Raw genomic sequence first — 25,163 nt, 5'->3', positions numbered from 1 at the left:
GCCTACGGGGCGGAGCGGCCGCCCGGGGCGGACCAGACCCACGGTTCCCTGGGCAGAAGTCCGGGATTGAACTCTGCCAAGGCGCGTTCGAGCGGACCCGGCAGGAGCCCCAATGAGCCGAGCAGATGGTCCCGCACCGCGTCGGCAGGAGTGCCCCGGGCTGCCAGGTCCGCCAGCGTTACGGCTCCGTCACGCTTGGCCAGCCTGGCGCCGTCGTGGTTGACCACCAATGGAACATGAGCATATTCCGGAACGGGAATATTCAGGAGGGACGCCACATATGCCTGCCGCGGGGTGGACGGGAGCAGGTCATCGCCGCGGACCACCTGGTCTATGCCCTGATCGGCATCGTCCACCACGACGGCGAGGTTGTACGCCACCACGCCGTCGTTGCGGCGCAGCACAAGGTCGTCAACCACTCCCGTGTAGTCGCCGCGGAGGACGTCCCGCACCGTGTATTCCGCCACATCCGCCCGCAACCGGATGGCGGCAGGACGCATGGACCGCTTGAACTCCAGTTCTGCGGGGTCCAGGTTGCGGCAAGTCCCCGGGTAGGCACCTTGGGGCGCATGCGGGGCCGAGGGCGCCTCTTGGATTTCGCGTCGGGTGCAGAAGCACTCGTAGGTCAGGCCCGCTTCCTTCAACCGGGTAATCGCTTTGGCGTACAGGCTTTGCCGATCCGTCTGTCGAACGACGTCCCCATCCCAAGTCACGCCAATTGCGGCCAAGTCGCGCAACTGCACGGCTTCCGCTCCAGCACGGGCGCGGTCGAGGTCCTCCACCCGCAGCAGGAACCTGCGCCCGGTGGAGCGGGCAAAGAGCCAGGCAAGGATGGCGGTCCGCAGGTTTCCCACGTGCAGTTCACCGGAGGGACTGGGGGCAAAGCGGCCGGCGGAGGTCATGGACCCAGCCTATGCGGGAGACCGGAATGCCAGGACAACACAAGAGCCCCTCAGCTACCGATGACTGCGGAATTCCGACGTCGGTAGCTCAGGGGCTCTTGCCGTGTTTGCAGAGTGAGCGTGGTGTGAACAAGACTCATCCAGCGGCGGCCTCCTTGCGGGAAGCGGTGTCCAGCGTGCCGGGTGGTGTGCCGGGAAACTGTAGCCTGAGGGGACCAGCGGTAGCTTTTGCCCTTGTTGCCACAATTTCAGCAGACACCATACAGTTGGGACAACCGACAGGAGTTGGATTGGTCACTCTGACTAATTCCTGACGCTAGAACAAGCAGGGAGTGGTCAGATTGCAGGAACTGGACGCCACGGACAAGCGCATCCTGAATGCCCTGGACGAGGACCCGCGAGTCCCGATCATGGTGCTGGCGCAGCGGCTTGGCCTTGCCCGCGGAACCGTGCAAAGCCGGCTGGAGCGGATGACGGCGTCGGGGGCGCTGCGGCCCAACAGCAGCCGGGTGCTGCCGGCCGCCCTTGGAAGGGGCGTGGCCGCAGCCGTCAGCGCCGAACTGGACCAGAGCCACCTCAACGAGGCCATTGCCGCCCTCCGCAAAATTCCCGAAGTCCTGGAATGCCATGCACCGGCCGGGGACACCGACCTGCTGATCCGGGTGGTGGCCAAAAGCCCGGACGACCTCTACCGGGTCTCCGAAGAAATCCGTCTCTGCCCAGGCATCGTCCGCACCTCCACCAGCATGTTCCTGCGTGAGGTCATCCCGTACCGCACCACCGGCCTCCTTCAGGGTGAGCCGGAGCGCTGAGGCTAAACCGGCGGACCCGCGTTTGATTTCAGGTTCTTCATCACCAGTGTTGAGGTCAGCCGCTCCACCCCGGGCAGGGACGTGAGCTCGGTATCGTAAAAGCGCTGGTAGGCCGGCAGGTCCTCGGCGATGACCTTCAACAGGTAGTCCGGGGAACCGAAGAGCCGCTGCGCCTCGATGATGTTGGGATTCTCCGCCACCCGGTTCTCGAAGATTTCCATGGTGGGCCGGTCCACTTGCCGCAGCGTGACGAAGACGATTGCCTCGAAGCCCAGGCCCACGGCTGCCGGATCGACGTCCGCCTTATACCCGCGGATCACCCCGGACTGTTCCAGGTCCCGTAGCCGCCGGTGGCATGGCGCCACCGTTAGGCCCACCTTCGAAGCGAGGGCGGTGGCAGTCATCCGCCCATCCTCTTGGAGGTGGCGCAAAATACTTCTGTCGATGTTGTCCAGCACGCAATAAACATACTGCTTGGGCCGTGAGTCGGGCGAAAACAGGAGAGCACTTTTGGCCGGATTCTCCCTATGGTTGCTCCTGAGAGCCCTTCGACAGGAGAAACCCATGAATCCGCAGCTGTTCCTGGCCTTTCTGGTGGTGGCCGCAGCACTGGCCTGCACTCCGGGAGTGGACTGGGCGTACACCATTGCCGCAGGGCTCCGGCAGCGCAGCTTCGTCCCCGCGGTGGCCGGGCTCTGCGGTGGTTACGTCCTCCACACGGTCCTGCTGGTGGCAGGGCTCGCCGCAGTGCTGGCCGGGATGCCCGGCGTCCTGGGCTGGATCACGCTGGCGGGTGCTGGTTACTTGCTGTGGCTAGGGGTGGGAACCCTGCGGTCCTGGCGCGGTGCCAGCTTCAGCGCCTCTGCCGACGGCGGTGCCGGCACCCAACTGCGTACCTTCCTGCAGGGGATGGGCACCAGCGGGATCAACCCCAAGGGCCTGCTCTTCTACGTGGCGCTCATCCCGCAGTTCATCAGCGCCGACGCTTCACTGCCCGTGCCGGTGCAATCCGGGCTCCTCGGCATGACGTTCGTGGCGCTGGTGGGCGTGGTCTACACCGTTGTGGCCCTGCTCTCGCGCAAACTGCTGCAGAGTAGGCCCGGCGCCGCCCGGTCAGTGACCCTGGCCAGCGGCATCATCATGGTGGCGCTGGGGGCAGTGCTGCTGGGTGAGCAGCTGGTGCCGTTCCTGGCCGGGCGGGCCTAGATCCCGGCCATGCCTGGTTCACAGCGGAATTCCTAGTCCCCGCTGAGTTCCTTCCAGTCCTGCTCCCAGATCCGGCGCATTTCCTCGTCCTTGCGGATGGGTACCGGCGCCTCGAGCTCACGCTGCGGTTCCGGGTCTTCCCGCCGACGTCCCCAATCACGCGGGTTCAGGGACCGGCGGCTTGATTCCAGCACCAGCAGTGCACGGTCCGTGAGCGCGTCGTTGCGGAGCGCCAGGTGGGTCTTGCGGCGGCGAAGCACCTCGGCGATCGCCTGGTGTGCAGCATCCAGCCGGCCCTCCCGGCGCAGGGCACGGGCGCGGACCAGCAGCAGGGCGGCCGAGAGGTCGTCCGCGTTCAGCAGGCCCTCGGTCCAGTCGATGACGGTTCGGCTCCGTCCCAGCGTGAGGGCCAGCGAACAGCGCGCCAAGGCCATGGGGAGCGACGGCGGCAGGCCGGCGAGTGCATCAAGCGCAGCTTCCGTGCGGCCCGTCTCGCGCAGCGAATGGGCCAGCGCCAGGAACACCGATTCCTCGCTGAACAGGACAGGGATCTCCACCCGCTCGGCGAGTTCGATCCTAGTGACGATGCGGGTGAGGTAAGTGGAGGAGTAGCGGTTCGCTTCGTCGTCGTTCCTGGTGGTGAGCCCGCGCTGGAGAAGCTCGGAGGCCCGCAGGTAGCCGCCGTGCTTGTACACCAGCAGCCCGGCCATCAGGTAGCAGAGCCCGGCCCAACCAGGGTAGGCGCGGGCCAAGGTGATCAGGCGCTCCGGTTCACGGCTGGTGAAGACGGCCTCGTGGACCGCCTTGGCCGGCTTGGGCATCAGGCGCTTAAGCCGCGGCACCTCGCCGTCGATGGACAGCAGGGCCGGATTGCGTCCGCCCAAAACCCCTGTGAGCAAGCCACCTACTCCCCCAGCAAGGTCATGGACCGGGGTGCGCAGTTGGGCCTGCCCGAAAGGAGTGAGGTCGCGGCTGTCCCAGTAGATCGGTGCAGTATCCCCGGAGCTCATCCTTCCATGCTAGCTGTGGAGACCTCCCGCCGGACGCGGTCTCCAAGGCGCGGACCCCGAGCCCGGCCCTTGTCCCCGGCGCCGTTTTCAGGAAGGGTGGTAAGCACCCTTAGCAACTATCCTCAGTAGGAGAAATGCCATGCAGATCGACAAGAACCAGATCCTCGAACTCCTGCGGTCCCAGGGAGACCAGGACAAGGCGTCGCAGGCGGAGTCCGAGCTGCCGGACCAGGTGGACACCGAACAGCATGCCGGCCTGCTTTCCAGGCTCGGCATCAATCCCGCGGACCTGCTGTCGAAGCTTCCCGGCGGCCTGGGCGACAAACTTCCCGGCGGCCTGGGCGACAAGCTCGGCGGACTGGGCCTGTAGGACTACCGGGCCGGGAAAGGTCAGCTCCTGGCCATGAACCATTCGGTGAAGGAGGCGGCGCGGCCTGACTCGGTAAACCTGATGACCCACAGGTTGTCGTACGTCGGCCCGCCGCCCGAATAGACGGTGACGCCCTGGACAAAGGCGGTGGCGCCGTCGCACCCGAGCAGCTCCCAGGTGAACGTCCAGCCTCCCGGTTCATCCCGGGCCGCCAGCCAGCCGTCGACAATCCCGTCCCTGCCCCGCCACGCTTCGGGATCATGGGGACGGGTTTCATCGACGGCGTCAGGGGTGAAGAGGGCACCGATATCGTCGGCCGCGTTGCTGGTCCAGGCGGCCTGGTATCGCTCCATCCAGGCGTGGACGTGCTCGGAGGCTGAAGCTGGCTGGGTCATATCTTGGTTTTACCCGCGCCGCACTTAGCAAGCAACGGCTTTAGCCATTGGCAGCGGCTATCCACACGCCAATGATCCAGGTGCTGGCGGCGAGGCAGGCGAGTCCGAATTCGGCGAGCATGCCCAGGCCGGTGGCCTTCAGCGCCGCCCAACTGGATCTCGCCGCCGTCGACATGTCCCGCGTCCGCAGGAACTCGCTGACCAGCAGGCCGGCGGCAAAGCCCACGAAGAGCCCCACGACCGGGATGATGAACATCCCCACCACGCCCGCCACCAGTGCCACCACGATGCTGCGGCTGGGAATGGCATGCTGCTTCAGCTTCCTCCCCGTGAGGACCGCCCCGGCAGTCATCCCCGCGGCGACAAAGATCATGGCCACCGCGAAGACCACCCATCCGGCAGTCCCGGCGCCGCCCCAGATAGCCCAAGCCAACAGGCTGACGCCGATCAGGACACTTCCGGGCAGGACGGGGATGATGGTGCCCGCCACCCCCACCAGGATCGCCAGGCCGCACAGGATGGTCACTACGGTCTCGGAGCTCATGGTCCCCAGTCTAGGGGCCGCTTAACGCGCGGCTTCTTAACCACGACGGCGGTGCCTCCTTCACAAAGGGGCCGCCGCCGTCGTGGTTTCCTGCAGGAAGAAGAAGCCTTACTCCGCTTCCACCGCCGCGGCGACTGCCGCGGTGACGGCGGGGGCAACACGGGGGTCCAGCGGGCTGGGCACGATGTACTCTGCCGAAAGGTCCTCTGCGGCGAGGTCCGCGATGGCGCGGGCCGCCGCCAGCTTCATGGCCGGCGTGATGCGGCGGGCACCGGCATCAAGGGCGCCGCGGAAGATGCCCGGAAACGCCAGGACGTTGTTGATCTGGTTGGGGAAGTCGCTGCGGCCGGTGGCCACCACTGCGGCGTACTTCACGGCCACCTCGGGCAGGACCTCGGGGTCCGGGTTGGACAGCGCGAACACGATGGCGTCCTGGTTCATGGTGGCAAGGTGTGCCTCGTCCAGCTTGGAGGAGGAGACGCCGATGAAGACGTCGGCTCCGGCCAGTGCCTCGGCGGGGCCGCCGGCAACGCCACGGGGGTTGCTGCGGCCGGCGATGTCGGCCTTCTTGCTCGTGGAGTCTGCTGCCAGGTCCGGGCGGCTGCTGTTGAGGACGCCGCGGGAGTCCAGGAGGACGACGTCGCTGATGCCGGCGGCCAGCAGGATTTCGGCGACCGCGATGCCCGCAGCCCCTGCGCCGGACACCACCACCTTGAGCCCTTCCAGGCCGCGGCCGGTCACCTTGGCGGCGTTGGTCAGGGCGGCGAGGGCCACGACGGCGGTTCCGTGCTGGTCGTCGTGCATGACCGGGCAGTCCAGGGCCTCGATGAGCTTCTCCTCGAGCTCGAAGCAGCGCGGAGCGGAGATGTCTTCAAGGTTGACGGCACCGAAGCTGGGGCGCAGGCGGACCAGGGTTTCCACGATCTCGTCCACGTCGGTGGTGTTGAGGACCAGCGGGATGGAATCGAGGTCACCAAAGGTCTTGAACAGGGCGGACTTGCCTTCCATGACGGGCAGCGAGGCGCTGGGGCCGATGTTGCCCAGGCCCAGGACGGCGGTGCCGTCGCTGACCACGACCACCAGGCGTTCGGCCCAGGTGAGGGTTCGGGCCAGTTCAGGCTTCGCGTGGATGGCGCGGCTGACTTCGGCGACACCCGGCGTGTAGGCGATGGACAGGTCACGCTTGTTCGACAGCGGGGCTGTGGTGCTGATGGACAGCTTGCCGCCCTGGTGGGCTCCGAAGATCTCGTCCTCGGTCAGCGGGGCGGTAGCGGAATCGTCAATGGCAGTGATTGCGTCAATGGACACGTCGTTGTCTCCTGGTGCTCGCCGTGGGCGCACGGCACATGGGGCTGGAGCCCGGCCGGGCCCAAGCAGGGAAAGTAGTGCGACAGGAAACCCAGGGGTGGCGGGTCCGTGGGAACGCCGGGGATGTTTCCGCCCTGCCGCTCCTGTGCCTCCATGGTAGGCAGGCCGGGAACCGGCTTCTGGCGCCTCTTGACAGGAATGGACGGTGAAAAAACGTTTAGGCACCCGTTTTTATGGTCCAGATCACGGCATTATGGCGGATTTAATCCGCTTTTGGTCTAGACCAGTTACGCGGATTTGGTAACTGTGAACCCGGAGTCGGCCGCGGGAGACAGCCTGCCGCACGCCTTTTTGAGGTCTTCCTCGGCTTCGAAGAGGGAAAGCCGGCGGTTCCGGACGGACTGGACCAGACCAGTGACGGTCAGCAGGAGGACCCGCGCCCCTACGGCGTCGCCGCAGGCGGTGGTGACGAGCTTCTCACTGAGCGCGTCGATCTCGCGCAGGAGGTCGGTGGTGTCCTTCTCCGGGAGGTACACGCCCCGGCTAAGGCACTGCTCCACGGCGGGCTGCATGACGCGCATGTGGAAGATCTCCATCAGCAGGCCCGAAAGTGCTCGGCCACGGAAGCGGGGGGAGGAATTGCGGGTTCCGGCCTGCAGCTCATCAAGCTGCTGCCGGTACAGCGCCAGCATCAGGTGCGTGGGCGACGGAAAGTAGCGGTAAAGGGTGCCCAGCGGTACGTCTGCTTTTTCTGCGACCTGGGAGAGTTCCACACCGTCGAGTCCCGTGCGGGCGAACCCTGCAGCTGTATCGAGGATCCGCGTGTAGCGGAGGCGCTGGCGTGGAGCGGAAGGCCGGGCGGCCATGGGCGGATGGTCTGAAAAAGTCTCGGGCATCAGCATTCCGGGGTTGTGTTTTAGCGACTGCGGCCAGGAGCGCCCCCACTTCCGTACCGCCCTGCAGCCGGGTTCAACTATACGGCACGGAACCATGCCCTAATTTGTCAGCCAGCCTTACTATCGGTACCTCCAGGGTTAGCTGACGCCCTTGATTTTCACCACGAAGACGGCGCCCAGCAGCCCAATGACGGCTGCCGTCAGGAACAGTGTCCGGTAGCCGCCCCCGTAGGTCACGGCCAGCAGCGCCAGCGCCGGGGCGACCACCTGCGGCAGGGAGTTGGCCACGTTGATGACGCCCATGTCCCTGCCGCGGCTGACGGCGAAGGGCAGGACCTGGGTGAGCAGTGCGAAGTCCACGGCCAGGTATGCGCCGAAGCCGATGCCGAGCACGGCGGCGCCGGCAAGGGCGCCCGGCCACACAGGGAAGAACGCCATGATGGCGCCGGCCATGGCAATGGTGGCGGAGGAGCCGATGACGAAGGGCTTCCGTCTCCCCATCCGGTCGCTCCAGGGCCCCGCCAACACTGCGGTGATCATCACCATCACGGCATAAATCCCCGTCAGGACCAGCACGCCGGTGGCCGGATCCTGGTATTTGATGATGTCCCGCAGGAAGAAGAGCAGGTACACGATGGTCAGCTGGTTGCCAACGTTCACCAGGAACCGCGTCAGCCAGGCCCAGGCAAAGTCAGGGTAGCGCCGGGGGCTGATCCAGAATCCGCGCAGGAACCGGCCAAGCCCGAACCGTCCGGCAGCGTCCTTCGGCAGTGCGGGGTCGTTGCTACGGAACAGGTATGGCAGCACGGACACCAGCAGCGCCCCGGCGCACAGCCAGTAACCCACCATGAAGTTGCCTGACACCACGGCACCGAAGACGGCTCCGGTGAGGATTCCAAGTGTCTGGCCCATGGCGGCAAGCCCGCCCACTCCCCCGCGCTGGACCACCGGTACCCGGTCGGGGACGGCGGCGGTGATGGCAGCATAAGCGGCATTCGCGCCAAGCTGCACCAGACACCAGAACAGCACCATCAGCGCCACGGCACCGGAGAAGGACATGGCCAGCAGCGCCGCAGTGGCCAGCACCGCACCGGCCAGCACCCATGGCGCGCGCCGCCCGAAGCGGGAGGTGGTCCGGTCCGAGAGCGCACCGAAGAGTGGATTGGCCACCAGGGAGACCGCCGCGCCACAGGCCGTGACCAGCGAAAGGATAGCCTCCTTGCCGGGCGCGTCGATGCTGATCGCCTGCTGGCCGATAAACACGTTGATGGGGCCGAAGAACGCCGCGTTGATGCCCACGTTCACCAGCACCAGGCCGGTGACCCAGCGGGCGGTTACTTTGTGCACCGGTTCGGCGAGCGCCGCCGTCGTACTAACACCTTCGGAGGTGCCACCCGGCGGCACGGGCGTGTGGAACGGACTCATTGGCTTGGCTCCCCCTGCTGCGGCCGGTTGGCGGTGGGATCAGACTATCGTGGGCGGTAGCCGGCCGCCCGGGCAATTGGCGGCCTATCGCCCAAGGAACAACGTTGGCAAGGACAAAGGAGACCCAGATGAGCGCACCCACCCCGGCAGAAGGCACAGCGGTGAACACGGCAGACCTTTACGATGAGCGCGGGGACGAACTGGCGTCCGTCTCCCTGCAGTTCCAGTCCCTGGGCGGCCGCTCGCACTTCAGCGGTCCCGTGCGCACCATCCGCTGCTTCCAGGACAACGCCCTGGTGAAGTCGACGCTCAATTCCCCAGGCAACGGGGCCGTGCTGGTGGTGGACGGCGGCGGTTCGCTGGGCACCGCGCTGATGGGGGACATGATCGCCGAAAGCGCCGTGGCGAACGGGTGGGCCGGCGTCGTCATCAATGGGGCCATCCGCGACCGACTGGCCATCGCGCGGCTGGACCTGGGCGTCAAGGCCCTGGGCAGCAACCCAAGGAAGAGCTTGAAGGCCGGCGCAGGCGAGGTGGACGTGGATGTGGTGATTGACGGCGTGACCTTCCGCCCCGGAGCCACCGTCTGGTGCGACCCGGACGGAATCCTCGTGGAGCCGTAGCGGAAAAGTCCGCAGGGCGGGGAATAGAAAGAGCGGGTAAGATAGTTACTGAAAGCAACTATCGCTGCTTATATCCTTTTCTTTCCCTTGGAGCACCCATGTCCAAATCCACGGCCGCGCCCGGCGCGGGAGAAACCCTGACGCGACGCCAGATCGTCACCGTGATGGTGGGCCTGATGCTGGGCATGTTCCTGGCGTCCCTTGACCAGACCATCGTTTCCACGTCCATCTACACCATCGCCAATGACCTGGACGGGCTCTCGCTGCAGGCGTGGGCCACCACGGCTTACCTCATCACCTCCACTGTCAGCACCCCGCTGTACGGCAAGCTGAGCGACATCTTTGGCCGCCGTCCGCTGTACCTGACCGCGATCGCCGTCTTCCTGGTGGGCTCCATCTACGCCGGGTCCGTGCACTCGATGACCGAGCTTGCCATTGCCCGCGGCATCCAGGGCCTGGGCGCCGGCGGCCTGCTGGCCCTGGCGCTGACCATCATCGGGGACATCGTTTCCTTGAAGGACCGCGCCAAGTACCAGGGCTACTTCATGTCCGTGTTCGGCATCTCCTCGGTCCTGGGCCCGGTGGTGGGCGGCGCGTTCGCCGGCTCCGCCAACATCCTGGGCTTTGACGGCTGGCGCTGGGTCTTCTTCATCAACGTGCCCATCGGACTGGCCGCCCTGGTGGTGGTGTTCCTGTTCCTGCACCTGCCGGCGAAACACCTCAAGCAGAGGATCGACTACTGGGGCGCCGCCGCCATCACGGTGGCCATCGTTCCGCTGCTCCTGGTGGCCGAACAGGGCCGCTCGTGGGGCTGGGCGTCCACCAACTCGTTCCTTTGCTACGGGGTGGGCATCCTGGGCATCGCGTGGTTCCTGCTCGCCGAGAAGCGCGCGGGCGACTATGCCCTGATTCCGCTGCGGCTCTTCAGCAACATCACGTTCGGGCTGTCCTCGCTGCTGAACTTCATCATCGGCATCGGCATGTTCGGTGCCATCGCGATGCTCCCCATGTACCTGCAGCTGGTCAAGGGCCTCACCCCCACGGAGGCCGGCCTGATGATGATCACCTTCACCGTCGGCATCCTCTTTGGCTCCATCACCGCCGGCCGCACCATTTCGGCCTCCGGCACATTCCGCATCTTCCCCATCATGGGCACCGGCATCCTCACCGCCGCCGCCCTGGTGATGGGCTCGGTCCTGAAAGTGGACACAGGGTTGTGGGTTCCCGGCCTGATCGCGGTGTTCTTCGGCGTCGGCCTGGGCTTCTGCATGCAGCCGCTCACCCTGGCCATGCAGACCTCGGTGCCGCCGCGCGACATGGGCGTGGGAACCTCCTCCGCCGCCTTCTTCCGCTCCATGGGCGGCGCCGTGGGCACCGCCGTCTTCATCTCCATGCTGTTCAGCCTGGCCGCTGACAGGATCGCCGAGGGCATGAAGTCCGCCGCCACGGATCCTGCCTATTTGGCCGTCCTCAAGGATCCCGCGGTGGCTTCGGACCCGGCCAACGCCAAGCTGTACGACTTCTTCAAGAACGGCGCCTCCAACGATTCGCTGAACGACACCAGCTGGCTGCACACGGCCAACAGCACGCTGACCCGCCCCATCACCGAAGGGTTCGCCACGTCCATCGACACGGTGATGCTGACGGCTGCGGCGCTCACCGGCCTGGCGTTCCTCATCAGCTTCGCCCTGCCGCGGAAGAAGCTGACAGACCAGAAGGCCTCGCCGCAGGACAAGGACGACATGCAGATCCCGGCACACTAGCCCGGGCACTAAGACCAGACGACGACGGCGGCACGGCCCGCCGTCGTCGTCTTCTTTTTGGCGCGCATCACCGCTTGGGCGGGCCCCCTAAGTGGATCGGGGAGCCATGGCGTGGAACACTACCGTAAGTACACTGGCCATTCGGCCGGTTCTGCAGCCGACGACGTCCGCACCGCTTCCACCCATTCCAGAACCCAGGGAGAACCATGCCCACTGCACAGGAGCAGACCAACACCGGGATACCGCGGCGGGTGATCTGGCTGGCCCTCGCGGGGGCGGTGGGCGGATTCCTCTTCGGGTTCGACTCGTCCGTGGTCAACGGTGCCGTGGACGCCCTGAAGGGAGAATTCGCGCTGTCCGAGGCCGTGACCGGCTTCGCCGTGGCCGTCGCCCTCCTGGGCTGCGCGGCGGGCGCCTTCCTGGCGGGCAGGGTGGCGGACCGCCATGGCCGCATCCCCGCCATGAAGCTGGGCGCACTGCTCTTCCTGGTCAGCGCCCTGGGTACCGGCTTCGCCTTCGGCGTATGGGACCTGGTGTTCTGGCGCTTGGTGGGCGGGCTGGGCATCGGCCTGGCCTCCGTTATCGCCCCCGCCTACATCTCCGAGATTTCACCCCGGAAGGTCCGCGGCCGCCTGGCCTCGCTGCAGCAGCTGGCCATCACCACCGGCATCTTCGCGGCACTGTTGTCGGACGCGCTCCTGGCCACCAGCGCAGGCGGTGCGGACCAGCGCTTCTGGCTGGGCATTGAAGCGTGGCGCTGGATGTTCCTTGCCGCAGCAATCCCCGCCGTCGTCTACGGCTGGATCGCCTTCACCCTGCCCGAATCCCCCCGGTTCCTGGTCTTCAAGGGCAAGGAGGAGGAGGCCCGGAAGGTCTTCGCCTCCATCGCCCCCTCCGAGGACACCGACCGGCACATCCGCGACATCCAGGAAGCCATCGAGGAGGACAAGCTCGCCGGCCAGAAGGGCTCCCTGCGCGGCAAGACCCTGGGCCTGCAGGCCGTGGTCTGGGTGGGCATCACCCTCTCCGTGCTGCAGCAGTTCGTGGGCATTAACGTGATCTTCTACTACTCCACCACGCTGTGGAAGGCAGTGGGCTTCCAGGAGAAGGACTCCCTGGCCATCTCGGTGGCAACGTCCGTCACCAACATCCTGGTCACCCTGGTGGCCATCGCCCTGGTGGACCGGGTGGGCCGCCGCCCCATCCTCCTGACCGGATCCGTGGGCATGGCCGTGTCCCTGGGCGCCATGGCGCTGGCATTCTCGTCCGCAACCGGCAGCGGCGAGGACATCACCCTCCCCGGCGCCTGGGGTCCTGTTGCCCTGGTGGCCGCCAACGTCTTCGTCATCAGCTTCGGCGCCTCCTGGGGCCCGCTGGTGTGGGTCCTCCTGGGTGAGATCTTCCCGTCCAGGATCCGCGCCCGCGCCCTGGGCCTTGCCGCCGCGGCGCAGTGGGTGGCCAACTTCGTGATCACCCTCAGCTTCCCGGCGATGGCCGCCGCCTCGCTGCCGCTGACCTACGCCATGTACGCCCTGTTCGCGGCCGCGTCCTTCTTCTTTGTGATGTTCAAGGTGCCGGAGACCAACGGGATGTCCCTGGAGCAGGCGGAGACCCTGTTCGTGCCGAAGGGGTCGGCGAAGGTGAAGTAACGCCGCCTCCCCTTTCGCAGGAAAACAGCAGACCCTCCATCACGTGGCGTGATGGAGGGTCTGCTGTTTGAAGAGCAGTGGTTAGACGACGTGCGGTTCGTGCGAGGACAGGTACTTGCGTCCGCCGAAGGCGATGGCGATGGCGATCACCATCGCCAGAGCGCCGGCGAAGAACGGAACCTGCGGGCCAAAGTGTTCACCGAGCTGCGCCGCCAGGAACGGTGCCAGCGCGCCGCCCATCCAGCGGACAAAGTTGTAGCCGGAGGACGCCACGGGCCGCGGCGAATCGGACACACCCATGGCCAGTTCGGTGTAGATGGTGTTGTTGATGCCCAGGAGCGCACCGGCCGCGATGACCAGGACGACGACGGCGGGAACCGAGTGCCCGGCTGCCAGTCCCAGCCCGGCGAGGTCCAGCATGAGCAGGAACAGCGTTCCGGTCAGGACCTTGACGGCGCCGAAGCGGTTCTGCAGGGGCGGTGCTACGAAGACGGAGAACACGGCCACGGCAACGCCCCAGCCGAAGAAGACGCCGCCGATTCCATATGCATTCATGCCCAGGATGAACGGGGTGAAAGCCAGGATGGTGAAGAAGCCGTAGTTGTAGAACAGGCCGCTTGCCGCCGTCGTTCGCAGTCCCTTGTGGCCCAGCGCCAGCAGGGGATCGCGCAGGCGCACCTTGCGTTCGGGCAGCGGCGTGTTGGGCAGCAGGGCGATCAAGGCGATGAAGGCGGCGGCCATCAGGACGGCGGTGCCGAAGAAGGGTGCGCGCCACTGCCAACCGCCCAGGAGGGCGCCAAGGAGCGGGCCGAGGGAGATGCCAAGGCCCAGGGCGGCTTCGTAGAGGATGATGGCGGTGCCGGCGCCGCCGCTGGCCACGCCCACGATCACGGCGAGGGCGGTGGCCACGAAGAGGGCGTTGCCCAGCCCCCAGCCGGCGCGGAAGCCCACCAGTTCACCGACGCTTGCCGACAGGCCGGACAGCGAGGAGAAGACTACGATGACGGCCAGGCCGATCAGCAGCGTCTTTTTGCCGCCGATCCGGGAGGAGACGAAGCCGGTAATCAGCATGGCCAGCGCCGTGACCAGGAAGTAGCTGGTGAACAGCAGGGATACCTGGCTGGGGCTGGCGTCCAGGTTGGTGGCGATGGCCGGGAGGATGGGGTCCACCAGCCCGATGCCCATGAAGGCGAACACCGCGGCGAGGGCGGTTGCCCATACCGCCTTGGGCTGCTTCAGGAATGAGGCTTTTTCAGCCTGCAAAGTTGATTCTGGTGCTTGCAGGGATTCTGCGAGCTGGCCGTCCATGGAGGGTACTCCTAAGTTTCAGTACGAATCGGTTCAGTTCTGGAGGGAGGCGTTGATTTTGTCGATGACCGGCAGGGCCTCGGCCAGGGCTTTGCGGTCCTGGTCGGTGAGGGTGCTGAGGATTTCGGCCATCACCTGGTTGCGGCGCCTGTTGGCGGAGTCGACGGCGGCGCGGCCTTCTTCAGTCAGGATCACCCGGACGGCGCGGGAGTCCGCAGGGTCCGGCTCGCGGCGGGCCAGGCCCGCGCGCTCAAGCTTGATGATCTGTTCCGTGGCGCTGGGCACGCGGACCCCCAGGTTCCGGGCGATCTCGCCGACGCGCTGGCCTTCACCGAGCAGCATCTTGAGGGTACTGAGCTGGGCGGCGCTGAGCTCACCGTCGGCGTCGAGGCGCCGGACCAGGTACACACTATGGCGGAGGGCTTCGCGGAACCCGCTGGCAAGTTCCTGCAGCTTGGCATCGTCGGTATTCATCGTTAGGTACCCTAACATTTAGGCACCCTAACGGTCAAGGCGTCAGAGGGCCAGCTTCATGCCGACGTGGCTGGCCTCGAATCCCAGTTGTTCGTAGAACCGGTGTGCCGCCGAGCGGCTTTTGTGGGTGGTCAGCTGCATCAGGGTGCAGCCCCGGCTCCGGGACTCCTGCACAGCCCATCCCACCATCAGCTTGCCGATGCCCTGGCCGCGAAGGGACGCTGCCACCCGGACGCCCTCCAGCTGCGAGCGCCAGGCTCCCTGGCGGGAGATGCCGGGGAGGAAGCTCAGCTGGAACGTGGCAACCACCGGTCCCGCGCTCTTGCCCGGGGGCACTACTTCCCCTACCAGCAGCAGGTGGGCGGGATCAGCCTCAATCGCTTCGAAGGCGCGCCGGTATGGCTCCAGGTCCCGGGCGGCCTCGCGGCCGGCCCCCAAAGCATCGTCAGCCAGCAGCTGCACCATGGCGGGCAGGTCCGCGCGGGCGGCGTGGCGGAGGCGGAACGTGCCGCCGTCGACGTCGGCGGTGAACACTGTGGGCGCGGCATCCGGGGTAAGGGTCACCCGCCCAGCTTGGCACAAACAAAGAACGACGCCGGCACTTGGGTAAGTGCCGGCGTCGTGGTTTCCGCAGTGCGTCGGTAAGTCCCGGGTGACCGGGTCAGGCGGGGGTGCGGGCCATCTCCGCCTGCCGCTCCTCTACCAGGACGGCGACGGCATTGAACAGCGGATGCTCCGGCTCCAGGCCGGTGATCCTTGCCGTGGCCTCGGCGGGGCTGGCCGATCCCAGGATGCCGGCCAGCTCGGTGGCCTCGGCATCGGCGGGATCGGTGAACCGCAGCGCGGCGGCGATCGCGCCCAGCAGCGCCTCGGGCACCACGCCGCGTTCGGCAAGTTCCGCGGCCGGGCCGATGAACCGCTCGTGCCGGCTCAGCTTCCGCAGCGGAGCGCGGCCCACGCGGTTGACGGTGTCCGGCAGGTACGGGTTGGAGAACCTGACCAGGATTTTCTGGACATAAGCTTCCTGCTCGTCGTTGCTGAACCCGTGCTTGGCCACCAGCAGCTGCTTGGTCTCCTCCAGCACCGCCCGCACGTCCTCGGCCACGTCCTGGTCCGCCATGGCGTCGGAGATCTTCTCCAGTCCGGCTTCGAACCCGAAGTAGGCCGCCGAGGCGTGCCCGGTGTTGACCGTGAACAGCTTGCGCTCGATGTAGGGCGAAAGGTCGTCCACGAACGTGGCACCGGGGATCACGGGGGCGGAATCACCGAAGGCCGTGCGGTCGATGACCCACTCGTAAAAGGTCTCCACGGTGACGTCCAGGCCCTGTCCGGCCTCCTGGTTGGGCACGATCCGGTCCACGGCGGTGTTGGCGAAAACTGCCTTGCCGTCCAGCACCGCAGCGGTAACCCCGGGCTGGGATGCCACCTCCTTGGCCAGGATGTCCGTGGCGTTGATCGCGTTCTCGCAGGCCATCACCTGCAGGGGTGCCAGGTCCGGCTCCCGCGCAACGATGCCCTTGGCGATCACGGGCGCCACGAACTTCAGGATGTGCGGACCCACCGCTGTAGTGACGATGTCCGCCGTCGAAATTTCCTGGACCAGTTCCGCTTTCTGGGCATTGGAGTTCAGGGCACGGAAGTTGTCCACGGTGCGCACGGCAGGGTTCTCCCCCACCTCGTGCACCGCGTAGCTGTCCGCCTCCTTGAGCCGGTTGATCAGCTCCTCGGCCACGTCCGCGAACACCACTTCGTACCCGGCATCGTGCAGGAGCAGGCCCACGAACCCGCGGCCGATGTTGCCGGCACCAAAATGTACTGCCTTCACTATGCGTTGACCTTTCCGAAGAGGTCCAGGACTTCATCCACGGAGGTGGCGGCTTCCAGGCGGGCCACCTGCTCCTTGTTGGTGAAGACCTTGGCGATGGAGGACAGGATGTGCAGGTGCTCGTTGTTGATGCCGGCAACGCCCACCACGAACTTCACCTGCTTGCCGTTCCAGTCGATGCCTTCCGGGTAGCGGATGACGGACACGGCCGACTTGCGGATGTGGTCCTTGGCGGCGTTGGTGCCGTGCGGGATGGCCAGGAAGCTGCCCATGTAGGTGGACACCGATTCCTCGCGTTCGTGCATGGCAGCGATGTAGCCCTCGTCCACGGCGCCGCGGGCCAGCAGCAACCGGCCGGCTTCGTCGATGGCGGCGTCGCGGGTGGTGGCCGAACCGGTCAGCACCACGCTCTCGCGGGCCAGGATCTCCGGCGAGCCGGCGGCGGGGGCAGGGGCTGCGTCGGCCGGGGCGTCGGCGGCGTGGGCTCCGTGGGTGGTGCCGGCGTCGGCCGCCGCTGCCACTGCCGGCCCGGAGGCGGAGGCGCCGCCGGGTGTACCTGCTCCCGCGTCCGGCCCTTCGGTTGCCGCAGTACCTTCAGTGTTGCTCTCGCGGACCAGGTCAACGATCTCGTCGTAGCGGGGGCTGTTCATGAAGTTGTCCACCGAGTAGTGCATGGCGCTGGAGGTGACAGGCTTGGCGCGTTCGGTCAGGTCCTGGTGGGTGACCACCACGTCGTAGGTGTCGCTAAGGTTGGCGATGGAGGCGTTGGTGACCTTGACGTCCGGGAAGCCGGCCGCCTTCATCTTGTTCCGCAGCACCGAAGCGCCCATGGCACTGGAGCCCATGCCGGCGTCGCACGCGAACACAATGTTCCGCACAGGACCGGCCAGCACGCCCACTCCGCCGCGGCCCGCCGCTGCGCCCGCAGCCGTTCCGGCACCGGTCAGGTGGGAGGACACGGAACTCTTCTTGCCCTTCATCTCCTCCATGCGGGCGGTGGCATCGCCCAGGTCCGCTTCGTCGCTGTGCTTGGTGGTCTTCAGGATGACCGAAGAGACCAGGAAGGAAACTGCGGCCGCCAGGACCACGGAGAGGATCACGCCGAAGTAGCTGTCGCGGGAGGTCTGTGCCAGCACGGCGAAAATGGAGCCAGGGGCGGCCGGCGCCACCAGGCCGGAGTTGGTAACGGCAAGGGTGGCGATGCCGGTCATGCCGCCGGCGATGGTACCCAGGATCAGCAGCGGGCGCATCAGGACGTACGGGAAGTAGATCTCGTGGATGCCGCCGAGGAACTGGATGATGGCTGCGCCGGGAGCCGATGCCTTGGCGGCACCGCGGCCGAAGAATGTGTACGCAAGCAGGAGGCCCAGGCCGGGGCCGGGGTTGGCTTCCAGCAGGAAGAGGATCGACTTGCCCTGCTCAAGGGACTGCTGCACGCCCAGCGGGGTGAGCACCCCGTGGTTGATGGCGTTGTTGAGGAACAGGACCTTGGCCGGCTCGATGAAGATGCTGGTCAGCGGCAGGAGGCCGTTCTGTACCAGGAACTGCACGAAATTGCCCGCGGCGGTGCTGAAGGCGGTGACCAAAGGCGATATGCCGTAGAACCCCAGCAACGCCAACAGGGCGCCCCAGATGCCGGCGGAGAAGTTGTTGACCAGCATCTCGAAGCCGGGGCGGATCTTGCCGTCCCAGATCGAGTCGATCTTCTTCATGGTCCAGCCGCCAAGGGGGCCCATGATCATGGCGCCGATGAACATCGGGATGCCTGCGCCGACGATCACGCCCATGGTGCCGATTGCTCCCACCACGCCGCCGCGGACGTCGTAGACCATCTTGCCGCCGGTGTAGCCGATGAGCAGCGGCAGCAGGTAGGTGATCATGGGGCCTACCAGGCCGATGTTCGGCTTCCCGCCAGTCTCACCGAAACCACCCAGTTGCGGAACCGGCAGCCACCCCTTCTCGATGAAGAGGGCGGTGATGATGCCCCAGGCGATGAACGCCCCGATATTGGGCATGATCATGCCGGACAGGAATGTCCCGAACTTTTGGACGTGCACGCGCGCGCTGGTGCGGGGTTTTGCAACTGTCTCTGTTGCCATGTGATTTCCTAACCGTCATTTCCTGCTGCTCCGCAGGATTGGTTTCGATGATTACGACGATGTACTGCTGGGTATTACCGGGTTGTGCGGCTAACCTGCCGGGCTGGTGGAGATCCGGTGGAGCCATTCGAGGAAGAGCTTGAGTTCCGAGCTGGAAAGCTGGTCAGAGTGCGAAGCCTGAAGTGCGGCGTTCAGGGCGATCGCTGCCACCACCACCGAGGACTTCCCGGTGCCGCCCGGGGCCGGGCCGCTGGCAGGCTCGGCGGACACCGCGAAGATCATGGCGTCCCGGGTCATGGTGGACAATTCGAGGTTGCGTTCGGTGGCGGGCTCCGCAATCAGCATCAGCGTCACACCCACGTTGGCCGCCAGGATGGACCTGGCCGCCTCCCTTGGCTGGACATTCAGCTGGCCCGCCGCCGCTGCCTTGTTCAGCATCTCCTCCATCAACGCTTCGGCATCGGCCACAATGGCCGGCCGGCTTTCCGGGCGGATATTGCCGAACATCACCAGGTACAGCTCCGGCTGGTTGAGGCCGAACTGGACGTGGTTGTCCCACATTCTCCGGATGTCCTCAAGCGGCTGTCCGGAGGGGGCGAAATCCCTTTCGCCCGCGACATATTCTTCAAACCCTGCGGCGACGACGGCGTCGAACAAACCTTCCTTGTCACCGAAGTGGTGGTACAGCGTGGGAGCCGAAACCCCCGCCAGCTGGGTGATCTGGCGGGTGGAGACCGGGGCTCCCGCGGAATTGGCCAACAGTTCCGCGGCAGCACGAAGCAGCCGCATTTTGGGGGGAAGCTGGCCATCCAAACTCATAACCGCTACCCTAGCACCTATAGCGTTGCTATATGAACTGAATCACATACAATTTTTTCAGGCACGTTTCCTGCCCCTGGACGTAGCAGTCCTCCGGCCGGACCCGGCATGGCGCCGGAGCACTTGGCGGGCCTGTCTACCGGCAGAGAATGAGGACCTTCAGTGCAGAACTTCCCAGGAGTAGGCGTCAGCCCAGGCCGCGTCATCGGCACGATCCGGCAGATGCCCAAGCCGATCAGCGAGCCTCCCGCCGGTGAACAGCTGGCCCCTGACACCACTGCCGAAGAAGCCACCGCAGCGTTGAAGGCTGCAGCCCAGGCCGTGCACGACGAACTGAAGGACCGTGCCGCCCACGCCACCGGCGACGGCAAGGCCGTCCTGGAAGCAACTGCCCTGATGGCCAAGGACACCATGCTGATCAAGGGCGCGGCCAAGCTGGTGGCCCGGGGTGTTTCTGCCGAACGCGCCATCTGGGAATCCGGCTCCTCGGTGTCCGAAATGCTGCACAACCTGGGCGGTTACATGGCCGAACGCGCCACCGATGTCCTCGATGTGCGCGCCCGGATCGTCGCCGAGCTGCGGGGCGTAGCCGCACCCGGCATCCCCGCCTCCAACGCCCCCTTCGTCCTGGTGGCAGAAGACCTGGCCCCCGCGGACACCGCAACCCTGGACCCCAACAAGGTCCTGGCCCTCGTCACCGCCGGCGGCGGCCCCCAGTCCCACACCGCCATCATCGCCCGCTCCCTCGGCCTGCCCGCCGTGGTGGCCGCCGTCGGTGTTGACGAACTGCCCGACGGCACCGAGGTCTACGTGGACGGCGCTGCCGGCCTCATCACCGTCGAGCCGGACGATTCCCTGCGCGCAACGGCGGAAGCCTGGGCTGCCACGGCATCGCTGCTCGCGGAATTCACCGGCACGGGCGCGACGGCGGACGGCCACGAAGTGCCGCTGCTGGCCAACGTGGGCGGCGGCAAGGACGCCGAGGCGGCCGCAAAGCTGGGAGCCCAGGGCGTGGGGCTCTTCCGCACCGAGTTCTGCTTCCTGGAACGGGACACCGAACCCAGCGTCGAGGAACAGGCCGCAGCCTACAAGAGCGTCTTCGACGCCTTCCCCGGCAAGAAGGTGGTCCTGCGGACGCTGGATGCCGGCGCCGACAAGCCGCTGCCCTTCCTGACCGATTCCACCGAACCCAACCCGGCCCTGGGTGTCCGCGGCTACCGCACTGATTTCACCACCCCCGGTGTCCTTGACCGGCAGCTGGAAGCCATCGCCCTGGCCGAGCAGCAGTCCCAGGCCGACGTCTGGGTCATGGCACCCATGATCTCCACGGCGGAAGAAGCCGCCCGCTTCGCCTCCATGTGCGCTGACGCCGGCATCAAGACCCCGGGCGTGATGGTGGAGGTTCCGTCCGCGGCCCTCACCGCCGAATCCATCCTCCGCGAAGTCGGCTTCGCGAGCTTGGGAACCAACGACCTCACGCAGTACGCCATGGCCGCCGACCGCCAGCTCGGCCCGCTGGCCAACCTGAACACCCCGTGGCAGCCCGCGGTCCTGCGCCTCGTTGGGCTGACCGTCGAAGGCTCCCGCGCGGAAGGCCACAACAAGCCCGTGGGCGTCTGTGGTGAGGCTGCCGCCGATCCCGCCCTCGCCGTCGTCCTTACCGGCCTTGGCGTCAGCACCCTGTCCATGACCGCCCGCTCGCTGGCCGCAGTGGCAGCGGTCCTGAAGACGGTCACCCTGTCCGAGGCGCAGGAACTGGCCAAGCTGGCCCTGTCCGCACCGAGCGCCACCGAGGCACGGGCATGGGTCCGGGAGAAGCTGCCGGTCCTGGAGGAGCTGGGGCTCTGACGCCCCCCGCCCGCCTCCGGTACGCCGGCTGCGGCCGGGATAGGCTACATGCATGGCACTGATAGCCCCCCGCGTCACGGCCGGCCTGCCCGCCGGCGATGCGCGCAGCCTTGCGCGCGCCCTTGAGGACAGCAATGACATCACCGTGTTCGTTGACGGCACTGTCCACCGCCTGCCCGGACAGGCGCGGGACGCCGTCGTGGACCTCCTCGCCAGGCTGGGCCGTGGCGAGACGGTGACCGTGAGCAGCGTGGAGGACATGTTGACCACCTCGCAGGCAGCCGAACTGGCGGGGATCTCGCACACCTACCTACGCAACATGACTGACCGCGGCGAGATCCCGGTGGAGTACCGCGGCTCGCACCGCCGCATCCGGACGGCCGACATCATGGCTTGGCTCGAAAAGCAGAAGCTTGCGGAACAGAAGCGCAAGCAGGAAAAGAACGCCGGGGACAACGCCGGCGCGGGCGAGTAGTGCGGACGCGGATGGCTTGGCCGCGGGCCAGGAAAGACATTGCGCTGCAGTCAGCCGACGTGGAAGCGAACGGCTTTCAGGGGCGCATCCTCTGGTCAGACGGAACTCCTGCACCGGGACTGGAGGCTGCGGCCGGTGCGGCAGCACCGGCCTATATCCTCATCCACGGCATCGGTGTTTCGCACCGCTACCTGCGGCGCCTGCATGGCCAACTTGCCGCCGTCGCGCCCACCTATTCGCTGGACCTTCCGGGATTCGCCGCAACGCCCAAGCCCGGCAGGCAGCTGTCCGTGGCGGACTATGGCGCCTTCATCGCGCAGGTGCTGAAGGCCAGCGGCATCAGCTCGTACATCCTGGTGGGGCATTCGATGGGCGTGCAGTTCGCCATCGAGGCCGCCCTCTACGCGCCAGGCCAGGCGCAACGGGTGGTGCTGATGGGCCCGGTGGTGGACTCGCGGCACCGCAGCCTGCGGCGGCAGGGCTTGGCCCTGTTCCTTGATGCGCTCCTCCGCGAGAGCGCCTCCTCCAACTGGCTCGTCGTTTCGGACTACTTCCGCTGCGGCCCGCGCTGGTACTTGACTGAGTTGCCCGTGATGATGTCCTATCCAACCGAGCTGCGGCTCGCGGGGATCAACGTGCCGGTCCTGGTCCTGCGGGGCAGCCACGACCAGGTGGCAGGCGGCGATTGGTCGCTCCGGCTCTCTCGCGTGGTGCAGCAGGGCAGTTTCGTCGAGATAGCGCGAGCGGGGCACGTAGTCCAGCACCTGCGCCCCCGGCTGGTGGCCGACGCCATCAAATCCTGGGCCGCGCGGCCCACCGGCGCATCTTGAGCGCGGCGTGCAGTTCCAGGCGGGGAAGCCCCTTCAGGGGGTCCACGCCCAGCAGTTGGCGGATCCGGCCCAGCCGGTTGTAGATGCTGCTCCGGTGCAGGTGGAGCTTGCCGGCCACGTCCTGGACCGATCCGTCGTTGTCATAGAGCAGTTCCAGCACGGGGATGAGCTCGCCGTTGCGGTCGTGGTCCTCAAGCATTCGGAAGTACACCGATCCGGAGTCCGCCCAGGCCCCCACTCCTCCCCCGGCCGAAGCCAGGAGCTGGTACACGCCGGTGGACCTGCAATCCACCAGCTCGCCCAGCTGCGGATCCACCGCCGCGGCTTGGGCCGCCACGCGGGACTGCCGGTATGCCTCGGCGAGCTGCCTGGTCTTGGCGAAGCCCTCGCTGATGCCCAGGATGATCCGGTGGACCGGACGGCCAGAGCGCTTTGCCAGCTCCAGCTGGTAGTGGACCAGGACCTGCGCATGGTTGGCGCGGCCGGTCGATTCCCGGAACAGCACCACCGAATGGGTCTCCGTGCCGGCACTGAAGAGGGCGGCATCCATGCCCACCGTTGCCTGCAGCGCCGTGGAGCGGTGGATCAGTGTGGACGCGATGGGGTCCGGGCCGCTGGCCCACCCGTCGGCATCAAGTACCGTGACCATCTGCCACGGCCCCCGGCCCTGGACTTCCTTCCATCCCGCCACCGCCGCCACCGCGTTGGGTTCTCCGGAACAGGCCAGCAGGAACTCACGCTCCCGACTCCGCCGGAATTCGGATTCGGCAGTATTGGAGTCGAGCAGGAGGCCGGAAAGCAGCTCCAGCTCATGGTTGACGGCCGGCAGCTGGGTGAGGATCGCCGTCGGGCTTTCCTCCGCCGAGTCCTGCTGCACCCAGAGATACCCCACCCGGAAACCCCGGACCATCAGCGGGACGCAGACCCGTCCCAGCATGCCCAGGTCCGGGTTGGCAGGCACGACGACGGGCCGGACGGCAGTGGCGATCCCATGCGAGAGCTGCCACGCGCTCACATCCGCCGGGACCTTCTTGCTCAGCAGGAAATTCACGCGGACCCGGTCGGCGTGGGACTGGTTGGAGCTGTAGGCGAGCAGCAGGCCGTCCAGGTCCTCCAGGGACAGGCCGCGGCCCAGTTTCTGTGCCACCTGTTCCACGAGCTGTTCCACACCCTGCTGCTGCATGGGCCAACAGTACTGCCTTCAAAGCGCCCGGGACGAACGGACAGGAGGCGACACCTGACGCTTCAGGACTCGACAGATGTCGAGCTGAAGCGGCGAAAAACCGCAGAAATCCGCGGTTTTGAAGTCTGCGCCACCCACCCGTCATGTCGGCTGGCTCACAGCGGGATTTATCGTTGAAACACCAAAATCCTTCCGCATTTCCCGGCCCACCGGCCCCAAAAACTGGAGCAGACGATGATCATCGGCGTCCCCAAAGAGATCAAGAACAACGAATTCCGGGTGGCCATCACCGCCGCCGGCGTCCACGAGTTCCTCACCCACGGACACACCGTCCTGGTGGAGCGTGGGGCGGGCCTGGGCTCGGGCATCACCGACGAGGAATATTCAATTGCCGGCGCCGAGATCGTCAACGAAGCCGATGACGTTTGGGCCCGCGCGGACATGGTGATGAAGGTCAAGGAACCCATCAAGTCCGAGTACCACCGCTTCCGCAAGGGCCTGATCCTCTTCACGTACCTGCACCTGGCCGCCGAACCGGAGCTGACCAAGGAGCTCATCAACTCCGGCGTCACCGCCATCGCCTACGAAACCGTCCAGGAGGGCCGGACCCTCCCGCTGCTGGCCCCGATGTCCGAGGTTGCCGGCCGCCTCTCCGTCCAGGTGGGTGCCACCTCACTGATGGCTCCGGCCGGCGGCAAGGGCGTCCTGCTCGGCGGCGTGCCCGGCGTCCGCCCCGCCAAGGTGGTTGTCCTGGGCGCCGGCGTGGCCGGCACCAATGCCGCAGCCATGGCCCTGGGCCTCGGCGCCGACGTCACCATCCTGGACATCAACATCAACCGCCTCCGTGAACTGGACGCCCAGTACCAGGGCCGGCTGAAGACCGTGGCCTCCAACAAGTACGAAATCGAAAAGTCCGTGGTGGATGCGGACCTGGTGATCGGTTCAGTCCTGATTCCCGGCGCCAAGGCCCCCAAGCTCGTCACCAACGACCTCGTGGCCCGCATGAAGCCCGGTTCGGTCCTGGTGGACATCGCCGTGGACCAGGGTGGCTGCTTCGAGGACACGCACCCCACCACGCACCAGGAACCGACGTACAAAGTGCACGAGACCATCTTCTACTGCGTGGCCAACATGCCCGGCGCCGTGCCCAACACCTCCACCTACGCGCTGACCAACGTCACCCTGCGGTACGCCGTGGCACTGGCCAACCTTGGCGTCAAGGCCGCCTTCGACCGCGATCCGGCCCTCGCCGCCGGCCTCAACATCGCCGCCGGCCACGTGGCACACCACTCCGTGTCCGAGGCCCACGGCCTGCCCCTCGTCGCCGACTGGCACGAGCTCGTTTCGGCCTAGTCCCTCCATCGATTGCTCCGTACTTGTCCTTTTGAACCCTCAAAAC

The 25,163-nt window shown here is 66.6% G+C and carries 25 protein-coding genes; 10 read left to right on the top strand and 15 right to left on the bottom strand.

What is annotated here, in order from left to right:
* Positions 1-2: 2 nt before the first annotated feature.
* Positions 3-902 (bottom strand): tRNA glutamyl-Q(34) synthetase GluQRS, encoded by a 900-nt coding sequence (gluQRS, locus tag ACETK3_RS11080; protein WP_237429228.1) that lies wholly within the window; start codon positions 900-902, stop codon positions 3-5.
* 341 nt (positions 903-1,243) lie between these two features.
* On the opposite strand from gluQRS, the gene ACETK3_RS11075 reads away from it, so the two are divergent.
* The gene (locus ACETK3_RS11075) at positions 1,244-1,714 is read left to right on the top strand and encodes an Lrp/AsnC family transcriptional regulator (protein WP_236802963.1); all 471 of its coding nucleotides are present in this window, start codon (positions 1,244-1,246) and stop codon (positions 1,712-1,714) included.
* A gap of 2 nt (positions 1,715-1,716) precedes the next feature.
* Here the strand turns inward: ACETK3_RS11075 and ACETK3_RS11070 are convergent, their stop codons facing one another.
* Positions 1,717-2,172, bottom strand: a complete 456-nt coding sequence (locus ACETK3_RS11070; protein ID WP_236800229.1) for an Lrp/AsnC family transcriptional regulator — start codon at positions 2,170-2,172, stop codon at positions 1,717-1,719.
* A 106-nt stretch (positions 2,173-2,278) separates the two neighbouring features.
* Here ACETK3_RS11070 and ACETK3_RS11065 point away from each other — a divergent pair, with 106 nt between their 5' ends.
* Positions 2,279-2,920, top strand: a complete 642-nt coding sequence (locus ACETK3_RS11065; RefSeq protein ID WP_373992884.1) for a LysE family translocator — start codon at positions 2,279-2,281, stop codon at positions 2,918-2,920.
* A 32-nt stretch (positions 2,921-2,952) separates the two neighbouring features.
* Here the strand turns inward: ACETK3_RS11065 and ACETK3_RS11060 are convergent, their stop codons facing one another.
* A complete protein-coding gene (locus ACETK3_RS11060; RefSeq protein ID WP_237429230.1) occupies positions 2,953-3,930 on the bottom strand; it encodes a hypothetical protein in 978 nt (325 codons plus the stop codon).
* A 139-nt stretch (positions 3,931-4,069) separates the two neighbouring features.
* On the opposite strand from ACETK3_RS11060, the gene ACETK3_RS11055 reads away from it, so the two are divergent.
* A complete protein-coding gene (locus tag ACETK3_RS11055; RefSeq protein WP_236800232.1) occupies positions 4,070-4,300 on the top strand; it encodes a hypothetical protein in 231 nt (76 codons plus the stop codon).
* Between the two features lie 20 nt (positions 4,301-4,320).
* On the opposite strand, the gene ACETK3_RS11050 is transcribed toward ACETK3_RS11055, so the two are convergent.
* The 5 genes from ACETK3_RS11050 to ACETK3_RS11030 all read right to left on the bottom strand — a co-directional run bounded on the left by ACETK3_RS11050 (position 4,321) and on the right by ACETK3_RS11030 (position 8,868).
* Entirely contained in the window at positions 4,321-4,695 is a 375-nt protein-coding gene (locus tag ACETK3_RS11050) for a nuclear transport factor 2 family protein (RefSeq protein ID WP_237429231.1), read from the bottom strand.
* Positions 4,696-4,735: 40 nt separating this feature from the next.
* A complete protein-coding gene (locus tag ACETK3_RS11045; RefSeq protein ID WP_236800234.1) occupies positions 4,736-5,239 on the bottom strand; it encodes a DUF456 domain-containing protein in 504 nt (167 codons plus the stop codon).
* A 108-nt stretch (positions 5,240-5,347) separates the two neighbouring features.
* Complete coding sequence (locus ACETK3_RS11040) at positions 5,348-6,547, bottom strand: NADP-dependent malic enzyme (protein ID WP_236820799.1); 1,200 nt, start codon at positions 6,545-6,547, stop codon at positions 5,348-5,350.
* A 287-nt stretch (positions 6,548-6,834) separates the two neighbouring features.
* On the bottom strand, positions 6,835-7,443 hold the full coding sequence (locus ACETK3_RS11035) for a TetR/AcrR family transcriptional regulator (RefSeq protein WP_237429232.1): 609 nt from the start codon (positions 7,441-7,443) through the stop codon (positions 6,835-6,837).
* A gap of 138 nt (positions 7,444-7,581) precedes the next feature.
* Complete coding sequence (locus ACETK3_RS11030) at positions 7,582-8,868, bottom strand: MFS transporter (protein ID WP_237429233.1); 1,287 nt, start codon at positions 8,866-8,868, stop codon at positions 7,582-7,584.
* 128 nt (positions 8,869-8,996) lie between these two features.
* Between ACETK3_RS11030 and rraA the strand changes: the two genes are divergently transcribed.
* From rraA to ACETK3_RS11015, 3 genes are all read left to right on the top strand, one after another.
* Complete coding sequence (rraA, locus tag ACETK3_RS11025; RefSeq protein ID WP_236800238.1) at positions 8,997-9,491, top strand: ribonuclease E activity regulator RraA; 495 nt, start codon at positions 8,997-8,999, stop codon at positions 9,489-9,491.
* A 98-nt stretch (positions 9,492-9,589) separates the two neighbouring features.
* Positions 9,590-11,254 carry an MDR family MFS transporter gene (locus ACETK3_RS11020; protein ID WP_236800239.1) on the top strand — a complete coding sequence of 555 codons (1,665 nt, stop codon included), beginning with the start codon at positions 9,590-9,592 and terminating at the stop codon, positions 11,252-11,254.
* A gap of 206 nt (positions 11,255-11,460) precedes the next feature.
* Entirely contained in the window at positions 11,461-12,903 is a 1,443-nt protein-coding gene (locus ACETK3_RS11015; RefSeq protein ID WP_237429234.1) for a sugar porter family MFS transporter, read from the top strand.
* A gap of 81 nt (positions 12,904-12,984) precedes the next feature.
* Here ACETK3_RS11015 and ACETK3_RS11010 read toward each other — a convergent pair whose 3' ends face one another.
* The 6 genes from ACETK3_RS11010 to ACETK3_RS10985 all read right to left on the bottom strand — a co-directional run bounded on the left by ACETK3_RS11010 (position 12,985) and on the right by ACETK3_RS10985 (position 19,428).
* Positions 12,985-14,211 (bottom strand): MFS transporter, encoded by a 1,227-nt coding sequence (locus tag ACETK3_RS11010; RefSeq protein WP_236800241.1) that lies wholly within the window; start codon positions 14,209-14,211, stop codon positions 12,985-12,987.
* 33 nt (positions 14,212-14,244) lie between these two features.
* Entirely contained in the window at positions 14,245-14,685 is a 441-nt protein-coding gene (locus ACETK3_RS11005; protein ID WP_236820804.1) for a MarR family winged helix-turn-helix transcriptional regulator, read from the bottom strand.
* A gap of 42 nt (positions 14,686-14,727) precedes the next feature.
* Positions 14,728-15,219: a GNAT family N-acetyltransferase gene (locus tag ACETK3_RS11000; protein ID WP_237430567.1), complete on the bottom strand. Its 492-nt coding sequence runs from the start codon at positions 15,217-15,219 to the stop codon at positions 14,728-14,730.
* 127 nt (positions 15,220-15,346) lie between these two features.
* The gene (locus ACETK3_RS10995) at positions 15,347-16,510 is read right to left on the bottom strand and encodes a mannitol-1-phosphate 5-dehydrogenase (protein WP_237429235.1); all 1,164 of its coding nucleotides are present in this window, start codon (positions 16,508-16,510) and stop codon (positions 15,347-15,349) included.
* Positions 16,510-18,609, bottom strand: coding sequence for a PTS mannitol transporter subunit IICBA (locus ACETK3_RS10990; RefSeq protein WP_237429236.1), 2,100 nt, complete (start codon positions 18,607-18,609; stop codon positions 16,510-16,512). The genes ACETK3_RS10995 and ACETK3_RS10990 overlap by 1 nt, the downstream gene beginning before the upstream one ends.
* Positions 18,610-18,699: 90 nt before the next feature.
* On the bottom strand, positions 18,700-19,428 hold the full coding sequence (locus ACETK3_RS10985; RefSeq protein ID WP_159629673.1) for a TetR/AcrR family transcriptional regulator: 729 nt from the start codon (positions 19,426-19,428) through the stop codon (positions 18,700-18,702).
* A 162-nt stretch (positions 19,429-19,590) separates the two neighbouring features.
* Between ACETK3_RS10985 and ptsP the strand changes: the two genes are divergently transcribed.
* From ptsP to ACETK3_RS10970, 3 genes are read left to right on the top strand one after another with little or no spacing between them, the layout of a single operon-like run.
* Complete coding sequence (gene ptsP, locus ACETK3_RS10980; protein WP_236800245.1) at positions 19,591-21,276, top strand: phosphoenolpyruvate--protein phosphotransferase; 1,686 nt, start codon at positions 19,591-19,593, stop codon at positions 21,274-21,276.
* 52 nt (positions 21,277-21,328) lie between these two features.
* Positions 21,329-21,751, top strand: coding sequence for a helix-turn-helix domain-containing protein (locus ACETK3_RS10975; RefSeq protein ID WP_236800246.1), 423 nt, complete (start codon positions 21,329-21,331; stop codon positions 21,749-21,751).
* Between the two features lie 11 nt (positions 21,752-21,762).
* Entirely contained in the window at positions 21,763-22,581 is an 819-nt protein-coding gene (locus ACETK3_RS10970) for an alpha/beta fold hydrolase (RefSeq protein ID WP_236800247.1), read from the top strand.
* On the opposite strand, the gene ACETK3_RS10965 is transcribed toward ACETK3_RS10970, so the two are convergent.
* A complete protein-coding gene (locus ACETK3_RS10965) occupies positions 22,544-23,764 on the bottom strand; it encodes a PucR family transcriptional regulator (protein ID WP_373462133.1) in 1,221 nt (406 codons plus the stop codon). The two genes, ACETK3_RS10970 and ACETK3_RS10965, sit on opposite strands and share 38 nt — an antisense overlap.
* A 234-nt stretch (positions 23,765-23,998) precedes the next feature.
* On the opposite strand from ACETK3_RS10965, the gene ald reads away from it, so the two are divergent.
* Positions 23,999-25,117, top strand: coding sequence for an alanine dehydrogenase (gene ald, locus ACETK3_RS10960; protein WP_236800248.1), 1,119 nt, complete (start codon positions 23,999-24,001; stop codon positions 25,115-25,117).
* The last annotated feature ends 46 nt before the right edge of the window (positions 25,118-25,163 follow it).

Origin of the sequence: Arthrobacter sp. E44, assembly GCF_041877125.1 — a bacterium.
GTDB lineage: Bacteria > Actinomycetota > Actinomycetes > Actinomycetales > Micrococcaceae > Arthrobacter.
Note: the sequence above shows the minus strand (reverse complement) of the source record. Positions and strands in the feature narration are given on the sequence as shown.